Annotated in this window: 22 protein-coding genes; 7 read left to right on the forward strand and 15 right to left on the reverse strand. The window is 68.2% G+C overall.

What is annotated here, in order from left to right:
- Positions 1–8 precede the first annotated feature (8 nt).
- From nuoK to ACQPYM_RS37460, 13 genes are all read right to left on the reverse strand, one after another.
- Positions 9–308, reverse strand: a complete 300-nt coding sequence (gene nuoK / locus ACQPYM_RS37400; RefSeq protein WP_012923844.1) for an NADH-quinone oxidoreductase subunit NuoK — start codon at positions 306–308, stop codon at positions 9–11.
- Positions 305–1150 carry an NADH-quinone oxidoreductase subunit J gene (locus tag ACQPYM_RS37405; protein ID WP_433010531.1) on the reverse strand — a complete coding sequence of 282 codons (846 nt, stop codon included), beginning with the start codon at positions 1148–1150 and terminating at the stop codon, positions 305–307. The genes nuoK and ACQPYM_RS37405 overlap by 4 nt, the downstream gene beginning before the upstream one ends.
- Positions 1147–1767, reverse strand: coding sequence for an NADH-quinone oxidoreductase subunit NuoI (gene nuoI / locus ACQPYM_RS37410; RefSeq protein WP_433010534.1), 621 nt, complete (start codon positions 1765–1767; stop codon positions 1147–1149). Before nuoI ends, ACQPYM_RS37405 begins: the two co-directional genes overlap by 4 nt.
- Positions 1736–3070 carry an NADH-quinone oxidoreductase subunit NuoH gene (gene nuoH / locus ACQPYM_RS37415; RefSeq protein WP_433010536.1) on the reverse strand — a complete coding sequence of 445 codons (1335 nt, stop codon included), beginning with the start codon at positions 3068–3070 and terminating at the stop codon, positions 1736–1738. The genes nuoI and nuoH overlap by 32 nt, the downstream gene beginning before the upstream one ends.
- On the reverse strand, positions 3067–5496 hold the full coding sequence (locus tag ACQPYM_RS37420; RefSeq protein ID WP_433010539.1) for an NADH-quinone oxidoreductase subunit G: 2430 nt from the start codon (positions 5494–5496) through the stop codon (positions 3067–3069). The genes nuoH and ACQPYM_RS37420 overlap by 4 nt, the downstream gene beginning before the upstream one ends.
- Positions 5493–6794, reverse strand: coding sequence for an NADH-quinone oxidoreductase subunit NuoF (gene nuoF, locus ACQPYM_RS37425; RefSeq protein WP_433010542.1), 1302 nt, complete (start codon positions 6792–6794; stop codon positions 5493–5495). The genes ACQPYM_RS37420 and nuoF overlap by 4 nt, the downstream gene beginning before the upstream one ends.
- A gap of 2 nt (positions 6795–6796) precedes the next feature.
- Positions 6797–7609: an NADH-quinone oxidoreductase subunit NuoE gene (gene nuoE, locus ACQPYM_RS37430; RefSeq protein WP_433010545.1), complete on the reverse strand. Its 813-nt coding sequence runs from the start codon at positions 7607–7609 to the stop codon at positions 6797–6799.
- Complete coding sequence (locus ACQPYM_RS37435) at positions 7610–8947, reverse strand: NADH-quinone oxidoreductase subunit D (RefSeq protein ID WP_433010548.1); 1338 nt, start codon at positions 8945–8947, stop codon at positions 7610–7612.
- Complete coding sequence (locus tag ACQPYM_RS37440) at positions 8947–9654, reverse strand: NADH-quinone oxidoreductase subunit C (protein ID WP_433010551.1); 708 nt, start codon at positions 9652–9654, stop codon at positions 8947–8949. The genes ACQPYM_RS37435 and ACQPYM_RS37440 overlap by 1 nt, the downstream gene beginning before the upstream one ends.
- Positions 9651–10205 (reverse strand): NuoB/complex I 20 kDa subunit family protein, encoded by a 555-nt coding sequence (locus ACQPYM_RS37445; RefSeq protein ID WP_360278434.1) that lies wholly within the window; start codon positions 10203–10205, stop codon positions 9651–9653. Before ACQPYM_RS37445 ends, ACQPYM_RS37440 begins: the two co-directional genes overlap by 4 nt.
- Positions 10206–10208: 3 nt before the next feature.
- The gene (locus ACQPYM_RS37450; protein ID WP_433010554.1) at positions 10209–10568 is read right to left on the reverse strand and encodes an NADH-quinone oxidoreductase subunit A; all 360 of its coding nucleotides are present in this window, start codon (positions 10566–10568) and stop codon (positions 10209–10211) included.
- Positions 10569–10703: 135 nt separating this feature from the next.
- Positions 10704–12017 (reverse strand): geranylgeranyl reductase family protein, encoded by a 1314-nt coding sequence (locus ACQPYM_RS37455; protein ID WP_433010557.1) that lies wholly within the window; start codon positions 12015–12017, stop codon positions 10704–10706.
- Positions 12018–12166: 149 nt separating this feature from the next.
- Positions 12167–12865 carry a demethylmenaquinone methyltransferase gene (locus ACQPYM_RS37460; protein WP_433010559.1) on the reverse strand — a complete coding sequence of 233 codons (699 nt, stop codon included), beginning with the start codon at positions 12863–12865 and terminating at the stop codon, positions 12167–12169.
- A gap of 142 nt (positions 12866–13007) precedes the next feature.
- Between ACQPYM_RS37460 and ACQPYM_RS37465 the strand changes: the two genes are divergently transcribed.
- The 6 genes from ACQPYM_RS37465 (at position 13008) to ACQPYM_RS37490 (ending at position 18487) form a co-directional block, all read left to right on the forward strand.
- The gene (locus ACQPYM_RS37465; protein WP_433010562.1) at positions 13008–14291 is read left to right on the forward strand and encodes an isochorismate synthase; all 1284 of its coding nucleotides are present in this window, start codon (positions 13008–13010) and stop codon (positions 14289–14291) included.
- 2 nt (positions 14292–14293) lie between these two features.
- Positions 14294–14914 carry an MBL fold metallo-hydrolase gene (locus ACQPYM_RS37470; protein ID WP_433010565.1) on the forward strand — a complete coding sequence of 207 codons (621 nt, stop codon included), beginning with the start codon at positions 14294–14296 and terminating at the stop codon, positions 14912–14914.
- A 67-nt stretch (positions 14915–14981) separates the two neighbouring features.
- Positions 14982–15902, forward strand: coding sequence for an ABC transporter ATP-binding protein (locus tag ACQPYM_RS37475; protein ID WP_433010568.1), 921 nt, complete (start codon positions 14982–14984; stop codon positions 15900–15902).
- Entirely contained in the window at positions 15899–16666 is a 768-nt protein-coding gene (locus ACQPYM_RS37480) for an ABC transporter permease (protein ID WP_433010571.1), read from the forward strand. The genes ACQPYM_RS37475 and ACQPYM_RS37480 overlap by 4 nt, the downstream gene beginning before the upstream one ends.
- A gap of 22 nt (positions 16667–16688) precedes the next feature.
- A complete protein-coding gene (locus ACQPYM_RS37485) occupies positions 16689–17867 on the forward strand; it encodes a sensor histidine kinase (protein ID WP_433010574.1) in 1179 nt (392 codons plus the stop codon).
- Positions 17864–18487 carry a response regulator transcription factor gene (locus ACQPYM_RS37490; protein WP_433010576.1) on the forward strand — a complete coding sequence of 208 codons (624 nt, stop codon included), beginning with the start codon at positions 17864–17866 and terminating at the stop codon, positions 18485–18487. Before ACQPYM_RS37485 ends, ACQPYM_RS37490 begins: the two co-directional genes overlap by 4 nt.
- Here ACQPYM_RS37490 and ACQPYM_RS37495 read toward each other — a convergent pair.
- The gene (locus ACQPYM_RS37495; RefSeq protein ID WP_433010578.1) at positions 18452–19315 is read right to left on the reverse strand and encodes a GNAT family N-acetyltransferase; all 864 of its coding nucleotides are present in this window, start codon (positions 19313–19315) and stop codon (positions 18452–18454) included. The genes ACQPYM_RS37490 and ACQPYM_RS37495 overlap by 36 nt on opposite strands.
- Positions 19312–20142, reverse strand: a complete 831-nt coding sequence (locus tag ACQPYM_RS37500; RefSeq protein ID WP_433010580.1) for a GNAT family N-acetyltransferase — start codon at positions 20140–20142, stop codon at positions 19312–19314. Before ACQPYM_RS37500 ends, ACQPYM_RS37495 begins: the two co-directional genes overlap by 4 nt.
- Positions 20143–20189: 47 nt before the next feature.
- On the opposite strand from ACQPYM_RS37500, the gene ACQPYM_RS37505 reads away from it, so the two are divergent.
- Positions 20190–20816, forward strand: a complete 627-nt coding sequence (locus ACQPYM_RS37505) for a PadR family transcriptional regulator (protein ID WP_433010583.1) — start codon at positions 20190–20192, stop codon at positions 20814–20816.
- The last annotated feature ends 67 nt before the right edge of the window (positions 20817–20883 follow it).

Here is a 20883-nt window from a genome sequence, read left to right on the forward strand (position 1 = left end):
GATCGACCTCAGTACTTGAGCAGGTTGGCGTCGTCGACCGAGGCCGAACGACGGGTGCGGAAGATGGCCATGATGATCGCCAGGCCGATCACGACCTCGGCCGCGGCCACCACCATCACGAAGAAGGCGGCGATCTGGCCGTCGAGGTTGCCGTGCTGGCGGGCGAAGCTGACGAACGCGAGGTTGGTCGCGTTCAGCATCAGTTCCACACACATGAAGACGACGATCGCGTTGCGCCGTACCAGCACGCCGAGCGCGCCGATACTGAACAAGATCGCCGAAAGGACGATGTAAGGCTCCGTCGTCACTTCTGGTCTCCTTCGGCGAATCCGGTCAGGTCCGTGCCGGTGGGCTCCGGCGGGACCTCGTCGCCCGCGTCGCCGTCACTGATCTCGCGGACCAGGTCGACGTCGGCGCGCTCCTCGGTCTCGGGGAACACCGTGCCACGTGCCTGCAGCACCCGCGAAACCGAGGTCGGTGCGATCGAGCCGTCGGGCAGCAGCGCCGGCGTGTCGACGGCGTTGTGCCGGGCCAGCACACCGGGGGTCGGCAGCGGACCGGGGTGCACGCCACCTTCGGCGTACTTGCGGATCCGCTCCTCGGCGTGGTCGCGCTGGGTCAGCTTCTTGGTCAGCCGCTCGCGGTGGGCCAGCATCATCGCGCCCATCGCGGCGGTGATCAGCAGCGCCGAGGTGACCTCGAAGGCGAACACGTACTTGCCGAACAGCAGCTGCGCGATCCCCTTCGGGTTCCCGTCCGGCTGCGCCTGGCCGAGCCCGATCGGGTCGCCGTACTTCGCGTTGCCGACGGCAAAGACCAGCAGGACGGCGATTCCGAGGAAGGCGAGCCCGGCCAGCGCCCGCTGACCGCGGATCGTCTCCACCAGCGAGTCGGACGCATCGACGCCGACCAGCATCAGGACGAACAGGAACAGCATCAGGATCGCGCCGGTGTAGACGATGATCTGGACCGCGAACAGGAACGGCGCGTCCTGCGCGGCGTACTGGATCGCGAGGCAGATCATCACGGTGGCGAGCAGCAGTGCCGAGTGCACGGCCTTGCGGACCAGGATCATCGCGATCGCGGCCAGCACCATGACCGGGGCCAGCATCCAGAACGCGACCTGGCCGCCGGTGACGAGACCGATCACTGGTCAGCACCACCCTTGAGCGAGCTCTCCGGGTGGACCGAAGCGCTCTCCGGTACGACGGCCGCGCCGGTCAGCCCCAGGTAGTAGTCGGTCTGGGACTTGCCGAGCTGCATCTCGTGCGGCGGCTCCTGCATGCCCGGCAGCAGCGGTGCCAGCAGGTCCTTCTTCTCGTAGATGAGGGACTCGCGGCTGCGGTCGGCCAGCTCGTACTCGTTCGTCATCGTCAGCGCCCGGGTCGGGCACGCCTCGATGCAGAGTCCGCACAGGATGCACCGCAGGTAGTTGATCTGGTAGACGCGGCCGTAGCGCTCACCCGGCGAGAACCGGGCGGAGCCGTCGTCCGCGCCGTCGTTGTTGTCGGCACCTTCGACGTAGATCGCGTCCGCCGGGCAGGCCCAGGCGCACAGCTCGCAGCCGATGCACTTCTCCAGGCCGTCGGGCCAGCGGTTCAGCTGGTGCCGGCCGTGGAACCGCGGCGCGGTCGGCTTCTTGTCGAACGGGTACTGCTCGGTGAACACCTTGCGGAACATCGTCCGGAAGGTGACCCCGAACCCGGCGACCGGATCCCAGAGGGACTCTTTGACGCTAGCCACGGCTTCCTTCCTTGCTGCGAACATCGGTTTCGCTTCGGCTGGTGGTATCGACCAGGGGTGGCGGCACCGGGAAGCCCCCGGCGAACGCGTCGAAGTCCTCGTCGGCCACCGGCTCGTCGGAGTCGGTCTTCTTCTGCGGCAGGAACATCGTGATCACCGCGATCAGCGCGATCACCCCGGCCGCGATCAGCAGGTAGTTGCGCTGGACGTCGACCTCGCGGCCGATCGCACGCACGGTGGCGACCAGCAGGATCCAGCCCAGCGAGACCGGGATCAGGATCTTCCAGCCCAGCTTCATGAACTGGTCGTAGCGCAGTCGCGGCAGCGTTCCGCGCAGCCAGATGTAGAAGAAGATGAAGCCCATCATCTTCGTGACGAACCACAGCACCGGCCAGTAGCCCTCGTTCGCGCCGTCCCAGACCGAGATCGGCCAGGGCGCCCGCCAGCCGCCCAGGAACAAGGTGGTGGCCAGCGCGGACACCGTCGCCATGTTGATGTACTCGGCCAGGAAGAACATCGCGTACTTCATCGACGAGTACTCGGTCAGGAAGCCGGCCACCAGCTCGCCCTCGGCCTCCGGCAGGTCGAACGGCGCCCGGTTGGTCTCGCCGATCATCGAGATCACGTAGATGACGAACGACGGGAACAGGAGGACGGCGTACCAGCCCGGGATCGGGATGTCGGCGCCGAACAGGCTGAGCGTCTGGTGCGAGCCCTGCGCGGCGACGATCTCCGAGGTGGACATCGAGCCGGCGAACAGGAACACGGTCACCAGGGCCAGGCCCATCGCGACCTCGTAGGAGATCATCTGCGCGCTCGAGCGCAGACCGCCGAGCAGCGAGTACGTCGAGTTCGAGGACCAGCCGCCGAGCACGATGCCGTAGATGCCGATCGACGCGATCGCCATCACGTACAGCACCGAGACCGGCAGGTCGGTGATCTGCAGCCGGGTGTAGGTGTCGGTGAACGGGATCTTCACCGTCGGCCCGAACGGGATCACCGCGAAGGTCAGGAAGGCCGGGATCGACACGATCACCGGCGCCGCGACGTAGACGAACTTGTCCACGCCCTTCGGCATCAGGTCTTCCTTGAACATCAGCTTCATACCGTCGGCCAGCGACTGGAGCAGACCGAACGGGCCGTGCACGTTCGGGCCGATCCGGTGCTGCATCCGGGCCACCACGCGGCGTTCCAGCCAGATGTTGAACAGGGTCAGCACGACCAGGAAGACGAAGACCAGCAGCACCTTGAGGCCGACCACCCACCAGGGGTCGTTGCCGACCCCGGCGTCCGGCGGCGGTGCCATCGGCACAGCGAGCGAGATCATGCGTTCCCTCCGGCGATCGTCACGATCGAGCCGTGATCTGCGTGCAGCGAGCGTCTGACGTGCGAGTCGGCCGAGTTGGTCGGCAGCCACACGACGTTGTCGGACATCGCGGTGACGACCACCGGCAGCCGGATCGAACCGGCGTCGGTGCTGACCACCAGCTCGTCACCGTCGTTCACGCCGACCCGGTGGGCCGTGGTCTGCGAGATCCGCGCCACCGGCCGGCGGGCGGTCGCGACCAGGTGCGGCTCACCGTCGTTGCCCCGGCTGTCGTCGATCAGCATCCGCCAGGTCGCCAGCCGGGTCGAGTCGAACGCGCCAAGCGCAGGACCAGGCTGGTACGTCGGTTCGCCGGCCCGGTCGCCGTCCCAGCGGCCGAGCTCGTCGAACTCCTTCTTCGCCCCGGCCGGAGTGCTGAAGCCGAGCGAGGAGTCCATCTGCTGTGCCAGCGCGGCCAGTGCCCGGACGTCGGGCATCGCGGTCGGCACCTTGAGCACGACCGGGAACGGCCGCTCCCGACCTTCCCAGTTCACGAAGGTGCCGCTCTTCTCCGCCGGCGGAACGACCGGGAAGACGACGTCGGCGTGCTCGGTCACCTGCGAGTTGCGAACCTCGAAGCTGACCACGAACGGCGCGGCTTCCAGTGCGGCCAGTGCGGCCGTCGGGTCCGGCAGGTCGTCGATCTCGACACCCGCGACAACCAGTGCCTGCAGCGTTCCGGCCGCGGCGAGGATCTCGCTCGCGTCCTTGCCGACTGTGCTGGGCAGGTTCTCGACGCCCCAAGCGGCCTGCAGGTCGACCCGCGCGGCCGGGTCCGTCACCAGGCGACCGCCCGGCAGCAGACCGGGCAGACAACCGGCCTCGAGCGCACCGCGGTCACCCGCGCGACGCGGGATCCAGACCAGCTGTGCACCGGTGTCCAGCGCAAGCCGCAGCGCGGCGGAGTACGCGCCCTGGACGGAAGCGAGCCGCTCACCGACGACGATGATCGAGTCGGCACCGAGCGCGTCCAGCGCAGCAGCGCCGGCCTCACCCGCACCACGAAGATCGTTCAGTACTGCGGCCTCGGTGCCCGGGCTGCTGTGGACGACGACGCCCGACAGCTTCTCCACTCCGCGCGACGCGAACGGCGCGACGGTGAACACCTTGGTGCCGTTGGAACGGACGCCCTTGCGCAGCCGCAGGAAGACCGACGGCGACTCCTCTTCGGGCTCGAAGCCCACCAGCAGGACCGAACCGGCCTTCTCCAGGTCGCCGAACGTCGTGCCGAGACCAGTACCGGCCACCGCGGCGGCCAGGAAGTCGGCCTCCTCCGGCGAGTGCGGCCGGGCCCGGAAGTCGATGTCGTTCGTGCCGAGGGCGACCCGCGCGAACTTCGAATACGCGTACGCGTCCTCCAGCGTGAGCCGGCCACCGGTCAGTACGGCGGCGTTGCCCCGCGCGGCGGACAGCTTCTTCGCCGCGAAGTCCAGCGCCTCCGGCCAGGAAGCCGCCCGCAGCTCGCCGTCCTCGCGGATCAGCGGGTGGGTCAGCCGGTCACCGGTGTTCGCGTAGTTGAACGCGAACCGGTCACGGTCGGAGATCCACTCCTCGTTGACCTCGGGGTCGTCACCGGCCAGCCGGCGCATCACCTTGCCGCGCCGGTAGTCGACCCGGATCGCCGCACCGGACGCGTCGTGCTCGGCCACCGACGGCACCGAGACGAGGTCGAACGGCCGGGACCGGAACCGGTACGCCGCGCTGGTCAGCGCGCCGACCGGGCAGATCTGGATCGTGTTGCCGGAGAAGTAGCTCTCGAACGGCTCCTTCTCGTAGATGCCGACCTGCTGCAACGCGCCCCGCTCGAGCAGCTCGATGAACGGGTCACCGGCGATCTGCATCGAGAACCGGGTGCAGCGGGCGCAGAGCACACAGCGCTCGCGGTCCAGCAGCACCTGGTCGGAGATGTTGATCGGCTTGGGGTAGGTCCGCTTCACCTCGTGGAAGCGGCTCTCGCCCCGGCCGTTCGTCATCGCCTGGTTCTGCAGCGGGCACTCGCCACCCTTGTCGCAGACCGGGCAGTCCAGCGGGTGGTTGATCAGCAGGAACTCCATCTGTCCCTGCTGGGCCTTGTCGGCCACCGGCGAGGAGATCTGGGTCCGGATGACCATGCCGTCGGCAACGGTCAGCGAGCACGAGGTCTGCGGCTTCGGCATCCCCCGGCCGTTGCCCGCGTCAACGACCTCGACGAGGCACTGACGGCAGGCGGCGACCGGGTCGAGCAGTGGGTGGTCGCAGAACCGCGGGATCTGGACGCCGATCTGCTCGGCGGCCCGGATCGCCAGGCTGTTCTTCGGGACCTTCACCTCGACGTCGTCGATGGTGACCGTCACCAGGTCGACCTTCTCCACCTCGGAGCCGGCCGGCGGGTTCGCTTGGATCGTCATGCATTTGCTCCAGCGGTGGCGAAGACGGTGGACAACATCGGGTCGAACGGGCAGCCGCCGTTCGTGAAGTGCGCGAGGTAGTCGTCCTTGAAGTGCTGGATCGAGCTGGTGATCGGCGCGGTGGCACCGTCGGCCAGCGCGCAGAACGACCGGCCGGTGATGTTGTCGCTCAGGTCCAGCAGCGTCTCGAGGTCCGACTCGTCGCCCTGACCGGCCTCCAGCCGCTCCAGGATCTGCACCAGCCACCAGGTGCCCTCACGGCACGGGGTGCACTTGCCGCAGGACTCGTGCTTGTAGAACTCGGTCCAGCGCAGCGTGGCCCGGACCGGGCAGGTCGTCTCGTCGAAGATCTGCAGCGCCTTGGTCCCGAGCAGCGATCCGGCCCCCGCAACGCCTTCGTAGTCCAGCGGTACGTCGAGGTGCTCGGCGGTCAGCAGCGGCGTCGAGGACCCGCCCGGCGTCCAGAACTTCAGCTCGTGACCCTCGCGGATCCCGCCGGCCAGCTCGAGCAGCTGCCGCAGCGTGATCCCCATCGGCGCTTCGTACTGACCGGGCCGGGTGACGTGGCCGGACAGCGAGTAGATCGTCGGGCCCTTGGACTTCTCGGTCCCCATCGAGCCGAACCAGTCGGCGCCGTTGTTGATGATCGAGGGAACAGACGCGATCGACTCGACGTTGTTGATGACAGTGGGGCAGCCGTACAGGCCGGCCACCGCGGGGAACGGAGGACGCAGCCGGGGTTGACCGCGACGACCTTCCAGCGAGTCGAGCAGTGCCGTCTCTTCACCACAGATGTAGGCACCGGCGCCGGCGTGCACGATGACGTCGATGTCGTAACCGGAACCGAGGATGTTGGTGCCGATCAGGCCGGCTTCCCTGGCCTCGGCAACTGCCTGCTGGAGCCGGCGGATGACGTGCAGCACCTCACCGCGGACGTAGATGAACGCGGTGTTCGCGTTGATCGCGTACGCCGAGATGATGACGCCCTCGACCAGGGTGTGCGGCGAGGCGAGCATCAGCGGGATGTCCTTGCAGGTGCCCGGCTCGGACTCGTCGGCGTTCACCACCAGGTACTTCGGCTTCGGGTTGTCCTGCGGGATGAAGGACCACTTCATCCCGGTCGGGAAGCCCGCGCCACCCCGGCCGCGCAGGCCGGAGTCCTTGACCGCGGTGACCACGTCGGCCGGCTGCATCCGCAGCGCGGTGCGCAGCGCGTCGTACCCGCCGGAGCGCTGGTACGAGGCCAGCTGCCAGGAGCGGATCTGATCCCAGTTGTCGGACAGCACGGGAGTGAGCACGGTCAGTCCTCCTTGCGGCTGTCGTCGGTGTGCACGGTCTGGGATTCCTTGCCGGGCTGGTCTTCCGGACGCGGTCCGGCAGCGGCCTCGGCGGAAACGGTCTGCTCCGCGGCGGCGCCGTTGCTGCTCCGCGAGTGGGTGCCTTCCGGCGCGGTCCAGTTGCGCTCGCGAGCCAGCCGCAGACCGGCCAGCGTCGCCTTGCCACCGGTCGGGCCCTCGTCGGCGCGGCCGTCCGGGAAGCCGGCCAGCACGCGCTCGGCTTCCTTCCAGGTGCAGATCGTGGCGCCTCGCGGCGACTTCACCTCGGTGCCGTCGCGCAGGTCGTCGACCAGCTGGGTCGCCGACTCCGGCGTCATGTCGTCGAAGAACTCCCAGTTGACCATCATCACCGGCGCGTAGTCGCAGGCGGCGTTGCACTCGAGGTGCTCGAGGGTGATCTTGCCGTCCTCGGTGGTCTCGTCGTTGCCGACATCCAGGTGCTGCTTGAGCCGCTCGAAGATCAGGTCGCCGCCCATGATCGCGCACAGCGTGTTGGTGCAGACCCCGACGTGGTAGTCGCCGACCGGGCGGCGCTTGTACATCGTGTAGAAGGTCGCCACCGCCGACACCTCGGCGCCGGTCAGGCCGAGCACCTGCGCGCAGGCCTCGATGCCCTCAGGGGTGATCCGGCCCTCGACCGACTGCACCAGGTGCAGCATCGGCAGCAGGGCCGAGCGGCCGACCGGGTACCGGGCGGCCAGCTCGCGCATCTCGGCGATCGTGGTCTCACCGATCAGCGAGTCGCCTGTGCTGTAGGGAACGGTTGTGTCAGCCATCTATCGGTCCACTCCACCCATCACCGGGTCAAGGCTGGCGACGGCGACGATCACGTCGGCGACCTGTGAGCCCTCGCACAGGATCGGCATCGCCTGCAGGTTTGCGAACGACGGGTCGCGGAAGTGCGCCCGGTACGGCTTGGTGCCGCCGTCGGAGACCAGGTGGCAGCCCAGTTCGCCGCGCGGCGACTCGATCGCCACGTAGGCCTGGCCGGCCGGTACCCGGAAGCCCTCGGTGACCAGCTTGAAGTGATGGATCAGTGCCTCCATCGACTCACCCATGATGTGCTTGATGTGGTCGAGGGAGTTGCCCATCCCGTCATTGCCGACGGCCAGCTGGCTCGGCCAGCCGATCTTCTTGTCCGCCACCATCACCGGCTCGCCCTCCATCTTGGCCAGGCGGTCGGCGCACTGCTCGACGATCTTCAGCGACTCGTGCATCTCCTGCAACCGGATCCGGAACCGGCCGTACGAGTCAGCGGTGTCCCAGGTCGGTACGTCGAAGTCGTAGGTCTCGTACCCGCAGTACGGCTGGGTCTTGCGCAGGTCCAGGCCGTAGCCGGTGGCGCGCAGCGGCGGGCCGGAGATGCCCAGCGCCATGCAGCCGGTCAGGTCCAGGTAGCCGACGTCCTGCAGGCGGGCCTTGAAGATCGGGTTCGCGTTGCACAGTTCGGCGTACTCGGGCAGGTGCTTGTTCATCCAGGTGATGTAGTCCCGGATCTTGTCCAGCGCGCCCGGCGGCAGGTCCTGGGCGACGCCGCCCGGCCGGATGAACGCGTGGTTCATCCGCAGGCCGGTGATCAGCTCGAACAGGTCCAGCGTCATCTCCCGCTCGCGGAAGCCGATCGTCATCACGGTGAGCGCGCCGATCTCCATCCCACCGGTGGCGATGCAGACCAGGTGGCTGCTGATCCGGTTGAGCTCCATCAGGAGCACCCGCATCACGTTGGCCTTCTCCGGGATCTGGTCCTCGATGCCGAGCAGCCGCTCGATCGCGAGGCAGTACGCCGTCTCGTTGTAGAACGGCGACAGGTAGTCCATCCGGGTGCAGAACGTGACGCCCTGCGTCCAGGAGCGGAACTCCATGTTCTTCTCGATCCCGGTGTGCAGGTAGCCGATGCCGCAGCGGGCCTCGGTCACCGTCTCGCCCTCGATCTCGAGGATCAGCCGGAGCACGCCGTGGGTGGACGGGTGCTGCGGGCCCATGTTGACGACGATGCGCTCTTCGGGCTCGTCGCCCAGGCCGGACACGACCGAGTCCCAGTCCTGACCGGTGACGGTGAAGACCTTGCCTTCGGTGGTGTCGCGAGTGGTCGCGTACGGGTCTGTCGTGGTCATCAGTTGTAAGACCTCCGCGTGTCGGGCGGCGGGATGACGGCGCCCTTGTACTCGACGTCGATGCCGCCGAGCGGGTAGTCCTTGCGTTGCGGGTGGCCGGGCCAGTCGTCCGGCATCTGGATCCGGGTCAGCGCCGGGTGTCCGTCGAAGATGATGCCGAAGAAGTCCCAGGTCTCGCGCTCGTGCCAGTCGTTGGCCGGGTACACCGACACGATCGACGGGATGTGCGGGTCGGTGTCCGGGCAGGACACCTCCAGCCGGATCCGCCGGTTGTGGGTGATCGAGAGCAGGTGGTAGACGGCGTGCAGTTCGCGGCCGGTCTCGTTCGGGTAGTGCACGCCCGACACACCGGAGCAGAACTCGAACCGCAGGTCGGCGTCGTCGCGGATGTGCTGGGCGACCTCGACCAGCCGCTCGCGGGCGACGTGCAGGGTCAGCTCGCCGTACGCGACGACGACCTTCTCGAGCGCGCCGTCGCCGACCAGGCTCTCCAGCTTCTCGGTGGCGGCGTCGAACCAGCCGCCGTACGGCTTGGCCGACCCGCCCGGCAGCGCGACCTGGCGGCGCAGGCCGCCGAAGCCGGAGGTGTCACCGGTGCCGCGGACGCCGAACATGCCCTCGCGCTGGTCGACGACCTCGGCCGCCGGCGTCTGAGCGTCGCCACCGGGCGCGGTCGCGGGGAGGTTTTCAGGCTGGTGATCGCTCACCGGAGCAGCCCCTTCATCTCGAGAGTCGGGGACGCGGTCAGCGCCGCGGCCTCCTGCTCGGCCTGCAGTTCCCGCTTGTGCGCGCCGAGCTTGCCCTGCTGGATGTCCTCGTGCAGCTTGAGGAACGCGTCCAGCAGCATCTCCGGCCGCGGCGGGCAGCCGGGCAGGTACATGTCCACCGGTACGACGTGGTCGACGCCCTGCACGATCGCGTAGTTGTTGAACATGCCGCCCGACGAGGCGCAGACACCCATCGCCAGCACCCACTTCGGGTTCGGCATCTGGTCGTAGATCTGGCGCAGGACCGGGGCCATCTTCTGGCTCACCCGGCCGGCCACGATCATCAGGTCGGCCTGCCGCGGCGAGGCGCGGAAGACCTCCATGCCGAACCGGGCCGCGTCGTAGCGCGGGGCACCGGTCGTCATCATCTCGATCGCGCAGCAGGCCAGCCCGAAGGTTGCCGGCCACAACGACGCCTTGCGCATGTAGCCGAACAGGCCCTCGACGGTCGTCAGCAAGACGCCGGCCGGAAGTTGTTCCTCAGCACCCATAGGTCAGTCCCACTCCAGTCCGCCGCGGCGCCACACGTAGGCGTACGCGACGAAGACGGTAACGATGAAGATGACCATCTCGATCAGCCCGAACAGCGCCATCTGGTCGAAGGCGACGGCCCAGGGGTAGAGGAAGATGATCTCGATGTCGAAGATGATGAAGAGCATCGCGGTGATGTAGTACTTCACCGGGAAACGCCCACCACCGACCGGCTGCGGCGTCGGCTCGATGCCGCACTCGTACGAGTCGAGCTTGGCCCGGTTGTAGCGCCGCGGGCCGACGATCGCGCTCGTCACCAAGGTGCCCGCCACGAAGATCGTCGCGAGCACACCGAGGATGAGGATCGGTACGTAAGGGTGCATCTTGGCGCTGCTCCCTCCTTACTTGCTTCCGGTACTGCGTGGGTCGGTCGCCTGGCTGGTGTTGCTGGTACTGCCTGTTGCGGTGCAGCACTGTGTTACCAGTCCCGCTGTGTCTCAGCTCACTCGCCCCACCGATCAGGCGGCCGGAGCGACCTTGGTGAGACCGTTGATGATCTTGTCCATCACGTCGCCGTCGCGCGGGTCGGTGAGGTTGGCCAGCAGTTTCAGGGTGAACTTCATCAAGGTGGTGCGCGGCAGGCCGTACTTCGTGCACAGCCGCATCACCTCCGGGTTGCCGATCAGCTTCACGAAGACGCGGCCGAGCGTGTAGTACCCGCCGTACTCCTGCTTCAACGCCTTCGGGTACGCCGACAGCGCGCGCTCCCGCTGGTTCGGCTGCCGGCGGAGCGCCTGGGCGGCCACCTCGGCGGCGAACGAGCCGGACTCCATCGCGTACGGGATGCCCTCGCCGTTGAACGGGTTCACCATCCCGCCCGCGTCGCCGAGCAGCATCAGGCCGCGGGTGTAGTGCGGCTGCCGGTTGAAGCCCATCGGCAGCGCCGCCCCGCGGATCGGGATGGTCTGGAACTCGTCGCGGAACTGCCACTCCTCCGGCGTGTTCTTCAGCCACTGCTTGAGCAGGTCGGCGTAGTCGACCTTGCCGAAGGCGTCGGAGGTGTTCAGGATGCCGAGGCCGACGTTGACGGTGCCGTCGCCCATCCCGAAGATCCAGCCGTAGCCCGGCAGCAGGCTGCGCTGACCCGGGTTCTTCGGGTCGTCGGTCCACAGTTCCAGCCACGACTCGAGGTAGTCGTCGTCGTGGCGCGGGCTGGTGAAGTAGGTGCGCACGGCGACGCCCATCGGGCGGTCGTCGCGCTTGTGCAGGCCCATCGAGACGCTCAGCCGCGACGAGTTGCCGTCGGCGGCCATCACCAGCGGCGCGCGGAACTCGAGGTCGTCGCCGGCCCGGCGGCCGTTGTCGTCGACCGGCTTGGCGGTGACACCGACGATGAAGCCCTTGTCGTCCAGGATCGGCGCGGTCACGTTGGTCCGCTCGCGCAGCTGGGCGCCGGCCTTGACGGCCTGGCGGGCCAGCATGTCGTCGAAGTCCATCCGGTTGCGGGTCAGCCCGTAGTTCGGGTGGCTGGCCAGGTCGGGCCAGTCGAGCTGCAACTGGTGCCCGGCCCCCTGGATCCGCAGACCGTAGTTCTTGATCCAGCCGGCCTCGGGCGAGATGTCGATGCCCATGTTGATCAGCTGCTTGGTACCGCGCGGGGTGAGGCCGTCGCCACACACCTTCTCGCGCGGAAAGGCGGTCTTCTCCAGCAGCAGTACGTCGAGACCGGCGTTCGCCAGATGGTAGGCGGCCGCCGAGCCTGCGGGTCCGGCACCGACAACGATCACATCAGCGGTCTCGGCCTGCTGCCTGAACGGCTCGCTCTGGCTCATCTCATCCCGGCCTGGAGGTTGGCTGCGTCACTCGTGAAGGGATTCACGAGGCCTGGTCACCCGACAGTCTAGGACTGCCTGACTTGGACACGAAACCGGCCCGGAACCCCTTGCCTGCAACCGATTTATGCGCACTTTTCCTTGCGTAATTAACGTGGCTTCACGCCGCGGTGGATCGCTACCAGACCGCCGGTCAGGTTGCGCCATTGGACCTGGGTCCAGCCGGCCGCCTCGATCGTGTTCGCCAGCGGGATCTGGGCCGGCCACGCGCGGACCGATTCGGCCAGGTACTCGTAGGCGTCGGGGTTCGTCGAGACCGCCTTCGCGACCACCGGGACGGCCCGCATCATGTACTCGAGGTAGGCGATCCGGAACGGCTTCCAGGTCGGGTGCGAGTTCTCCAGCACCACCAGCCGGCCGCCCGGTTTGGTCACCCGGAGCATCTCGGTCAGCGCGACGGTGACGTCGACCACGTTGCGCAGCGCCCAGGAGATGGTGACCACGTCGAACGTCTCGTCGGCGAACGGCAGCCGCAGCGCGTCACCGGCCACCAGGTCCAGCTCGGGGTACCGGCGCTTGCCGACCCGGAGCATGCCGACCGAGAAGTCGCACGACACCACCTCGGCCCCGGCCTCGCGCAGTTTCACACTGGACGCGCCGGTTCCGGCGGCCAGGTCGAGGATTTTCATCCCCCGTCGCGGCGCGATCGCCGCCAGTGTCTGCGGTCGCCAGTAGGCCTTCTCCAGCCCCATCGTGGCGACCGCGTTGGTCCGGTCGTAGCCCTCAGCCACGTTGTCGAACATCGCGGCCACTTGCTCGGGTTGTTTGCTCAAGTCCGCCCTGGTCACCTGTCTAGTTGATCACGGCTGCGGTGGGCTCCGAAATTCGCTGGACATTCGGGCGGCCTACGCTTGCATCTCGTGAGCGAATCTCCAATGAGCCGGCCGGCCATCGAGACCCGGGGCCGGGAAGCGAGCGAGGAGTGTTGCCGTGAGCTTGTCTGACCCGGTCCGACCCGGCCTGGCGCCCGGCGCCGTGCCGGCGCCGCAGCTGGTGGTTCGCAGCCAGCGGGTCGAGGGCGTCGCCGCCGCCCTGATGGACCACCTGCCGCCGACCGGCGGGCTGGCCTGGGTACGCCGGGGCGACGGGCACGTCGGCTGGGGTGTCGCCGCCCGGCTGGATGTTGCCGGTAGCAACCGGTTTGCCGAGGCGCAGCGCTGGTGGAAGGAACTCACCGCGAGCGCCGTGGTGCGCGACGAGATCGGCGTACCAGGCTCTGGACTGGTCTGCTTCGGGTCGTTCGGGTTCACCGACGCCGACGCCAGTGAACTGGTGGTACCGGAGGTGATCGTCGGCCGGCGCGGTGGCATCACCTGGGTGACCACGATCTCCGGTGCGAGCTCGCTGGCCGGGCCGCCTGAGCTGACGACGTACGAGCCGGACCCGGTCGGTGCGGTCGCCTTCGCCGACGGTGCGCGGTCCGGTACCGAGTGGGCGGGCATCGTCGCCGACGCGGTCAAGCGGATCACCAGTGGCGAGCTGGAGAAGGTGGTGCTCGCGCGCGACCTGATCGCGATCTCACCCAACCCGATCGACCTGCGCTGGCCGCTGCGCCGGCTGGCGGCGGCGTACCCGAACTGCTGGACCTTCTCGGTCGACGGACTGATCGGCGCCACCCCGGAACTGCTGGTACGCCGCGAGAAGGGTCTGATCACCTCGCGTGTGCTGGCCGGCACGATCCGTCGTACCGGGGACGACGCGCACGACCTCGCGCTGGCCGCCTCGCTGGCGCGGTCGAGCAAGGATCTCGAGGAGCACGAGTTCGCGGTCCGCTCGGTGGCCGACGCACTGAAGCCGCACTGCAAGTCGATGAACGTGCCCGAGACCCCGTTCGTGCTGCACCTGCCGAACGTGATGCACCTCGCCTCCGATGTCGCCGGCGTCGCGGCCAACGGCGCCTCCGCCCTTGGTCTCGCCGCCGCGCTGCACCCGTCCGCGGCGGTCTGCGGTACGCCGACCGACGTCGCCCGGGACGTGATCGGCGAGATCGAGGGCATGCCCCGCGGCCGGTTCAGCGGGCCGGTCGGCTGGATGGACGCGGCCGGCGATGGCGAGTGGTGCATCGCGCTGCGCTGTGGCCAGGCCGATCCCGAGGACCCGACCCGGATGCGGCTGTTCGCCGGCGCCGGCATCGTCGCGGGTTCCGACCCGGAAGCCGAACTGGCCGAGACGAACGCCAAGCTGGTTCCGATGAGAGACGCGTTGGGAGACTGACTGTGAAGCTCACGAAGTACTCGCATGCCTGCGTCAAGCTGGAGAAGGACGGCAAGGTCCTGCTGGTCGATCCGGGCAACTTCGCCGAGGACGCGGCCTTCGAGGGCATCGACGCGATCCTGGTCACGCACGAGCACCCGGACCACTTCGACGTCGACCGGCTGAAGACCGTGAACGTCCCGATCTGGACCAACGCCGGGGTCGCCGCGCAGGCCGGTGAGCTCGCCGAGCGGGTCCAGGTAGTTGCCGATGGCGACGTTTTCGAGGCAGCCGGTTTCGCGGTCCGTGCCTACGGCAAGGATCATGCGGTGATCCTTCCGGAGCTGGGTGTTCCATGTCAGAACGTCGGCTACCTGATCGAGGATGCGGTCTACCATCCGGGCGACTCCTTCACCCGGCCGGACCGGAAGGTGCACACCAACCTGGTGCCGATCGGCGGTCCGTGGTTCTCGCTGCCGCCGGCGGTCGAGTATGCGCGCGCCGTCGAGGCCGAGCAGACCCTCGGCATCCACGAGGCGCCGCTGAGCCCGGTCGGCCACGGCCAGATGAAGCGCTTCCTCGACGGCCAGGGCGACCGGCCGTTCCTGCTCGTCACCCCGGGCGACTCGGTCGAGGTCAACTGACATTTGTCACCACTACCGGTGACAGCTGCACGCCTCGGTACGCCGCCCGGCCACCAAGCTGGTTCGTATGGACGAATCAGCGATCATCCAGGTCGACCGGCTCACCCGCCGGTACGGCGGCAGACCGGGGTACGACGCCGTCCGGGGTATCGACTTCTCGGTCCGGCGGGGTGAGCTCTTCGCGCTGCTCGGCACCAACGGCGCAGGCAAGACCTCGACGCTCGAGGTGCTCGAGGGACTTGCCCGGCCGACCTCCGGCACGGTCCGGGTGTTCGGCCACGACCCGTACCGCGAACGGCGAGTCGTCCGGCCGCGGACCGGAATCATGTTGCAGGACAGGGGTTTCGCTGCCGACCTGACCGTCGCCGAGACCGTCAGGATGTGGACCGGCACGCTGAGCAATCCACGCCCGGCGGAGGAGATCCTGGAGCTCGTCGAGCTGACCCGCACTGCAAGAGTCCGGGTCCGCCAACTGTCCGGCGGGGAGCGCCAACGGCTCAGCCTCGGTCTGGCAATCGCCGGCCACCCTGACCTCTTGTTCCTCGACGAACCAACCGCGGGACTCGACCCGGAGCACCGGCAACATACCTGGCAGTTGATGTCGCACCTGCTGGACTCCGGTACGACGATCCTGCTCACCACCCACTACCTCGCAGAAGCCGCCGAACTGGCCGACCGCCTGGCGATCCTGCACCACGGCCGCATAGTCGCCCTAGGCACACCAACCGAAATAGCCGCCATCCGCCCAGCTCGCATCACCTTCCATCTACCCGCCGACGCAACCCTCCCACCCCTCCCCGAAGTAGTTGCCACAATCAACGGAACCCACGTGGCCCTCGACACCGAGACCCTCCAGCCCACCCTCACAGCACTACTCACCTGGGCAGCCCGCAACGACCTAAGCCTGGAAGAACTAACCGCCCGCCCAGCCTCACTAGAAGAAGCCTTCCTAGCCATCGCCGAATCCGACCAAGGAGTTTTGGTATGAGTTCGCTGGCTTGGTCGGAAGCGCTGTTGCTTCGACGGAATCCTTTGGCCTTGCTGATTGCTGTTGGGTTGCCGATTGGGGTTGTGCTGGGGCTGCGGTCGTCGGCGGAGTTGATGTCGGCTATTGCGGCCGACCCTGGGGTGGCGATCGTCGTCACCGTGAGTGCGGTGGCTCTGAACCTCTTCGTCTACTACCACCTCGTCACCGCGCTGGTCGCCCGTCGCGAGGAGCTTGTGCTCAAGCGGCTGCGCACAGGCGAGGCGACAGACCTGCACATCCTGGCCGGTACTGCGACACCCGCGGTGGCGATCGCCTGGGGGCAAGCGGTCCTGGCTGCGGTCACCAGCGCCGTACTGTTCGGCCTCCCGCTGCCGGTGAACCCTCTGCTCGTCGTCCTCGCCCTGGTGCTCGGTTCACTCGTGTTCGTCCTCCTGGCGACTGCAACAACCGCAGTGACCAGCAGCGTGGAGATGGCTCAGCTGACGACAACGCCGTTGCTGGTCATCCCCCTGACCTTCAGCGGCCTCTACTTTCCGCTCACCGATCTCTCGGAGCCTCTGGAGCAACTGGCCAGGCTGCTGCCGCTCACACCGGTAGTGGAACTCCTGCGACTCGGGCTATCGGGCACAACTGCCGACGGGAGCACCGTGGACCTCGCCGGGTCGTTCGGGCCCGCAGTACGGCCTGTGCTTGTCCTGTTGGCTTGGGTGATCGTGGGCGGTCTGGCGACGCGCCGCTGGTTCCGGTGGGAACCGCGCCGATGACTGACGTGACAGGCTGACCACCATGGTGCCCGTCCCGCGGTGGTGGCTGCAGCGCAGCAGAGCCGAGCGCTTCGACATCAGCCTGCGCTGGCCGCTGTACGGACTGTGCTGTGCTGGGTTCTTCGTCGCAGTACTGATCACCTTCGCCGAGCGGGAGCTGCGGCCCGCAGGTGTTGCGCTCTTCTGGCTCGTCGCTGCCGCGCACACCACGGCCAACCTGTTCCTGCTCCGCGCGAGTATCCGCCGGTATTTGGGCGGGCCGCGGGTCAGTCGCCGGCTGGTAAGCATCGCGACCGCCTTGGCCGTCGCGGCAGTCGGCGCGGCGGCACTGGCCTTCCCGAGGTTCTCGCAGTCCGGCGCGGACCTGGATCTCCGTACTGCGGTGGTCTTGCTGATGGGCGCCGGCCTGACCTTCGCCATGACCCCGATGTTGCGGGGCACGACCCTGTTGGCGGTCATCGCCGCCGGAGGCGTCGTGACAGGCCTACTGGCCTTCAACGCAGGCGCATTGGTCGCCTACATCTACCCAGCCGTCACGCTCGTCTTCACCTGCCGCGCCACGGTCTGGACGCTCCGGCTCGGTTGGGAGATCGACGAGTCGCGAGCGGTCGCCGCGCAACTGGCGATCGCCGAGGAGCGGTTGCGGTTCGGGCGCGACCTGCACGACACGCTCGGCCGCAACCTGTCGCTGGTCGCAGTACAGAGTGAGCTGGCCGCTGCCCTCGCCAACCGTGGTGACCCCAAAGCCGCCGAGCAGATGCTGGACGTACGCCGGATCGCCCACGACTCACTCCGCGAGATGCGAGCCGTGGTCGGTGGCTACCGCGCCACGGACCTCACCACCGAGCTGGCCGGCGCCCAGTCGGTACTCCGGTCCGCTGGCGTCAACTGCCGGGTGATCGGTGACGCCTCGACCCTGCCGCCCGCCACGCAAGCGGCGCTGGGCTGGGTCGTCCGGGAGGGCACCACGAACGTCATCCGGCACAGCAACGCGACCACCTGCAAGATCGAGCTGGATCACAGCCCTGCCGGGACCGGGCTCCGGATGGAGAATGACGGCGTGAGTTCCAGCACCTCCAACGGCGACGGCATGGGGATCACCGGACTGCGCGAGCGACTCAGTGAGCTCGGCGGGACGCTGACGGTCGAGAGTCCGCCGGGGCGGTTCGTCCTAGTCGCGCGGCTGCCGGTGGTCGCGTGATCCGGCTGCTGCTCGCCGACGACGAGAACCTGATCAGGACCGCGCTCGCCGCCCTGCTGTCGCTGGAGGACGACCTGGAGGTGGTCGGCCAGGCGGCGTCCGCCGACGAGGCAGTGGCGATGGCGCGGTTGCACCGGCCGGACGTCGCAGTACTGGATCTTCAGATGCCCGGTCTCGCTGCGCCGTCGGCGATGGGTGGGATCGGTGTGGTCGAGGCGCTGCGCAAAGAACTGCCGGAGTGCACCTGCGTGATCGTCACCGGCCACGGCCGCCCGGGCTATCTGAAGCAGGCACTGGCGGCCGGCGCTCGCGGGTTCCTCCCGAAGACGGTGTCGGCGCACGTCTTCGCCGACGTCATCCGCACGATCCACGCCGGCGGCCGGTACGTCGATCCGGAACTCGCCGCGGAGGCCATCAGCGCCGGTGACAACCCACTGACTCCCCGCGAAGCCGAGGTCCTGGAACACGCCGCCGACGGCGCCCCGATCGAACAGATCGCCCAGCGCGCATCCCTTTCCCCCGGCACCGTCCGCAACTACCTCTCGTCCGCAGCCGGCAAGCTCGGCACCACCAACCGCCACGAATCAGTCCAACTCGCCCGCACCCACGGCTGGATCTAGTCGGTAGACCACCAAGTCGACCAGCGGCCGGTAGCCGATGGCGGCGTAGATCTTGTTGGCCGTGGGGTTGGCGAGGTCGGTGTGCAGGCACACCTGGGAACCGGCATCCAGCAGCTGCCGGGTGACGTGGGCGGTGAGTGCGCCCGCATAGCCGCGACCGCGGTCGCGCGGCGGGGTGTAGACCGGACCGACCCTGGTCGCACGGAAGAGCGTCGCCTGATGCCCGACCAGACTCACCACCCGGCCTTCGTTCTCCCAGACCCACAGCCTGCCCGCCTCGATCCTGGCGCGCACCCAGCCCTCTTCCTCGGCGGCCGGCAGTCCATGCCCGACGTCGGCTCGGTAGCCGGGCATCAGAGCCGCGATGACCTCGACGTCCGCCGCAACAGCTCGCCGGGGAGCACCGTCGGCCTTGAGCGCTACGAACTGGTCGAGCTTGTGCAGCCGAATTCCCTGTGTCTGCCGGGGAGTCTTGCCGTTGCGCGCGGCAAGCAACTCCGCCAGCTGACGCGCGGCGCTCGCAGTACCGGCGATCTCGTCGGGGTTCGGTGCCAGCTCGGCGCAGACGTCGACGATCTCCGGGACCAAGGAGTCGGGGAGAGCGCCGAGCTGGATGCCTCGGGATGCGCCGCAGAAGGCTGCCCCGATGACTGCGTCGCTGATGTCATGGACGGACAGGAAGACCGGCGGCGCTGGGTCGTGCATCAGGCCGTTGACCCGGTCCTCGACGTTGCTGAGCAGGGACGTGTGGAGGATCGGATCGGCTTGCAGGAAAGGGAAAACTGTTGCCTTGAACTCGGCGGGGTTGCTGGTGGCCCGAATTCTCATGAGCTGAAGGTGAGGTCGATGGCGTCGGCGACGGGGGTGTAGCCGATCCGGGCGTAGAGCTGGTTGGAGGTGGGGTTGGCCAGGTCGGTGTAGAGGCAAGCCTGGTTGCCCTGAGCAAGGATCTGCGCGGTGACGTGCGCGGTCAGCGCGCCGGCGTAGCCGTTGCGGCGGTGTTCGGGTGGCGTGTAGACCGGGCCGACCCGGCAGACCCCGAACAACGGCAGGTGGTACGACGCCATGCTCACCGGCACTCCGTCGACCTGCCAGAACCACATCGCGCCCGACTCGAACTGACGCCTGGCCCAGACCAGGTCCGGCGTCGGCGACTCGCCGGCGAAACCGTCGGTGTTCCACTCGGCGGCGCGCTGGACGTCGGACTCCGTCATCCGCCGCGGCTCGCCTTCGGCCTCGAGCTGGTGCAGCTCGATCAGTTTGTGCAGCCGGACACCACGAGTCTCTGTCCAGGTGGTGCCGCGCAGCTCGCCCCAGCGTCTGGCGAAGGGCAGTGCCGCCGCGCGATCACCGGCGACCCCAGGAGCATCGGGGAGCAGTTCGGCGTACGCGTCGGCCGCTTCGACCGCGAGGTCCTCGCGCAGGGCTCCGAGATGGATCGGACGGCCGGGGGTGCGCATCGTGGCGCCGACCACCTCACCGGAGTCGGCGTGCACCGAGACGTAGTACGAGGGCTCTGCCTCGGCGGGGTAGCTGCCGGAGGCACGTTCCGCGACGTTGGTCATCACGATGGTGTGCAGCACCGGGTCGCGCTCCAGGAAAGCGAAGGTGGTCGCCTGGAACTCGGCTGGGTCGTTCGTCACCCGTACGCTCATGCACGGCAACACTACGGCCGGGGTGGCTTGAATTTACACTCAATTTCATGTCCACCACACGGTTGCTCCTGCTCGGGGTCGTCCGGATCTTCCAGCCCGCCTACGGCTATCAGCTGCGGCGCGAGCTGATGACCTGGAAGGTGGACCAGTGGGCGAACATCAACCCCGGCTCGATCTACACCGGCCTGCGCACACTGGCCAAGCACGGCTACCTGGTGGAGCTGGAGGAAGAGGTTGGCGACAAGCCCGGCCGGACGTCGTACAAGCTGACGGCGGACGGGGAGATGGAGTACATCACGCTGCTGCGGGCCGCGCTGTGGAACGTCGACAGCTTCCAGCCGGGCCTGATGCAGGCCGCCCTCAGCTTCATGTGGTCGCTGCGCCGCGACGAGGTGGTGGCCGCCCTGGAGTCCCGGATCGTCCAGCTGGAGCAGCTCGCCAAGCTCGAGCCGTTCAAGGAACGCCAGATCCTGGAGGACCCCGCCACACCGGACCACGTGATCGAGATGTTCCGGGTCTCGATGGCGCGCGACCGGGGCGAGCTGGAGTGGACCAAGGAGTTCCGGCAGCGGATCGCCGACGGCGAGTACGCGTTCGCGGGCGAGCCGCCGTCCTTCCGGCCACCACCGGGCACGACCACGCACTGGGGCGTCATCCCGGAGCCACCGGACTGAAGTCAGACCGGATTTCGCCGATTTAGTCAATGTTGACTATTCAAGGTTGACTGGTTGAGACTGGTCG

Source organism: Kribbella sp. CA-294648 (assembly GCF_050943845.1).
In the GTDB taxonomy this organism is placed as follows: Bacteria; Actinomycetota; Actinomycetes; order Propionibacteriales; family Kribbellaceae; genus Kribbella.

Coding starts and splice junctions, on each gene's coding strand:
- nuoI (WP_433010534.1), bottom strand. CDS start 1,767: ATGTTCGCAGCAAGGAAGGAAGCCGTGGCTAGCGTCAAAGAGTCCCTC.
- nuoH (WP_433010536.1), bottom strand. CDS start 3,070: ATGATCTCGCTCGCTGTGCCGATGGCACCGCCGCCGGACGCCGGGGTC.
- ACQPYM_RS37420 (WP_433010539.1), bottom strand. CDS start 5,496: ATGACGATCCAAGCGAACCCGCCGGCCGGCTCCGAGGTGGAGAAGGTC.
- nuoE (WP_433010545.1), bottom strand. CDS start 7,609: ATGGCTGACACAACCGTTCCCTACAGCACAGGCGACTCGCTGATCGGT.
- ACQPYM_RS37435 (WP_433010548.1), bottom strand. CDS start 8,947: ATGACCACGACAGACCCGTACGCGACCACTCGCGACACCACCGAAGGC.
- ACQPYM_RS37445 (WP_360278434.1), bottom strand. CDS start 10,205: ATGGGTGCTGAGGAACAACTTCCGGCCGGCGTCTTGCTGACGACCGTC.
- ACQPYM_RS37450 (WP_433010554.1), bottom strand. CDS start 10,568: ATGCACCCTTACGTACCGATCCTCATCCTCGGTGTGCTCGCGACGATC.
- ACQPYM_RS37455 (WP_433010557.1), bottom strand. CDS start 12,017: ATGAGCCAGAGCGAGCCGTTCAGGCAGCAGGCCGAGACCGCTGATGTG.
- ACQPYM_RS37475 (WP_433010568.1), top strand. CDS start 14,982: ATGGACGAATCAGCGATCATCCAGGTCGACCGGCTCACCCGCCGGTAC.
- ACQPYM_RS37480 (WP_433010571.1), top strand. CDS start 15,899: ATGAGTTCGCTGGCTTGGTCGGAAGCGCTGTTGCTTCGACGGAATCCT.
- ACQPYM_RS37485 (WP_433010574.1), top strand. CDS start 16,689: ATGGTGCCCGTCCCGCGGTGGTGGCTGCAGCGCAGCAGAGCCGAGCGC.
- ACQPYM_RS37495 (WP_433010578.1), bottom strand. CDS start 19,315: ATGAGAATTCGGGCCACCAGCAACCCCGCCGAGTTCAAGGCAACAGTT.
- ACQPYM_RS37500 (WP_433010580.1), bottom strand. CDS start 20,142: ATGAGCGTACGGGTGACGAACGACCCAGCCGAGTTCCAGGCGACCACC.
- ACQPYM_RS37505 (WP_433010583.1), top strand. CDS start 20,190: ATGTCCACCACACGGTTGCTCCTGCTCGGGGTCGTCCGGATCTTCCAG.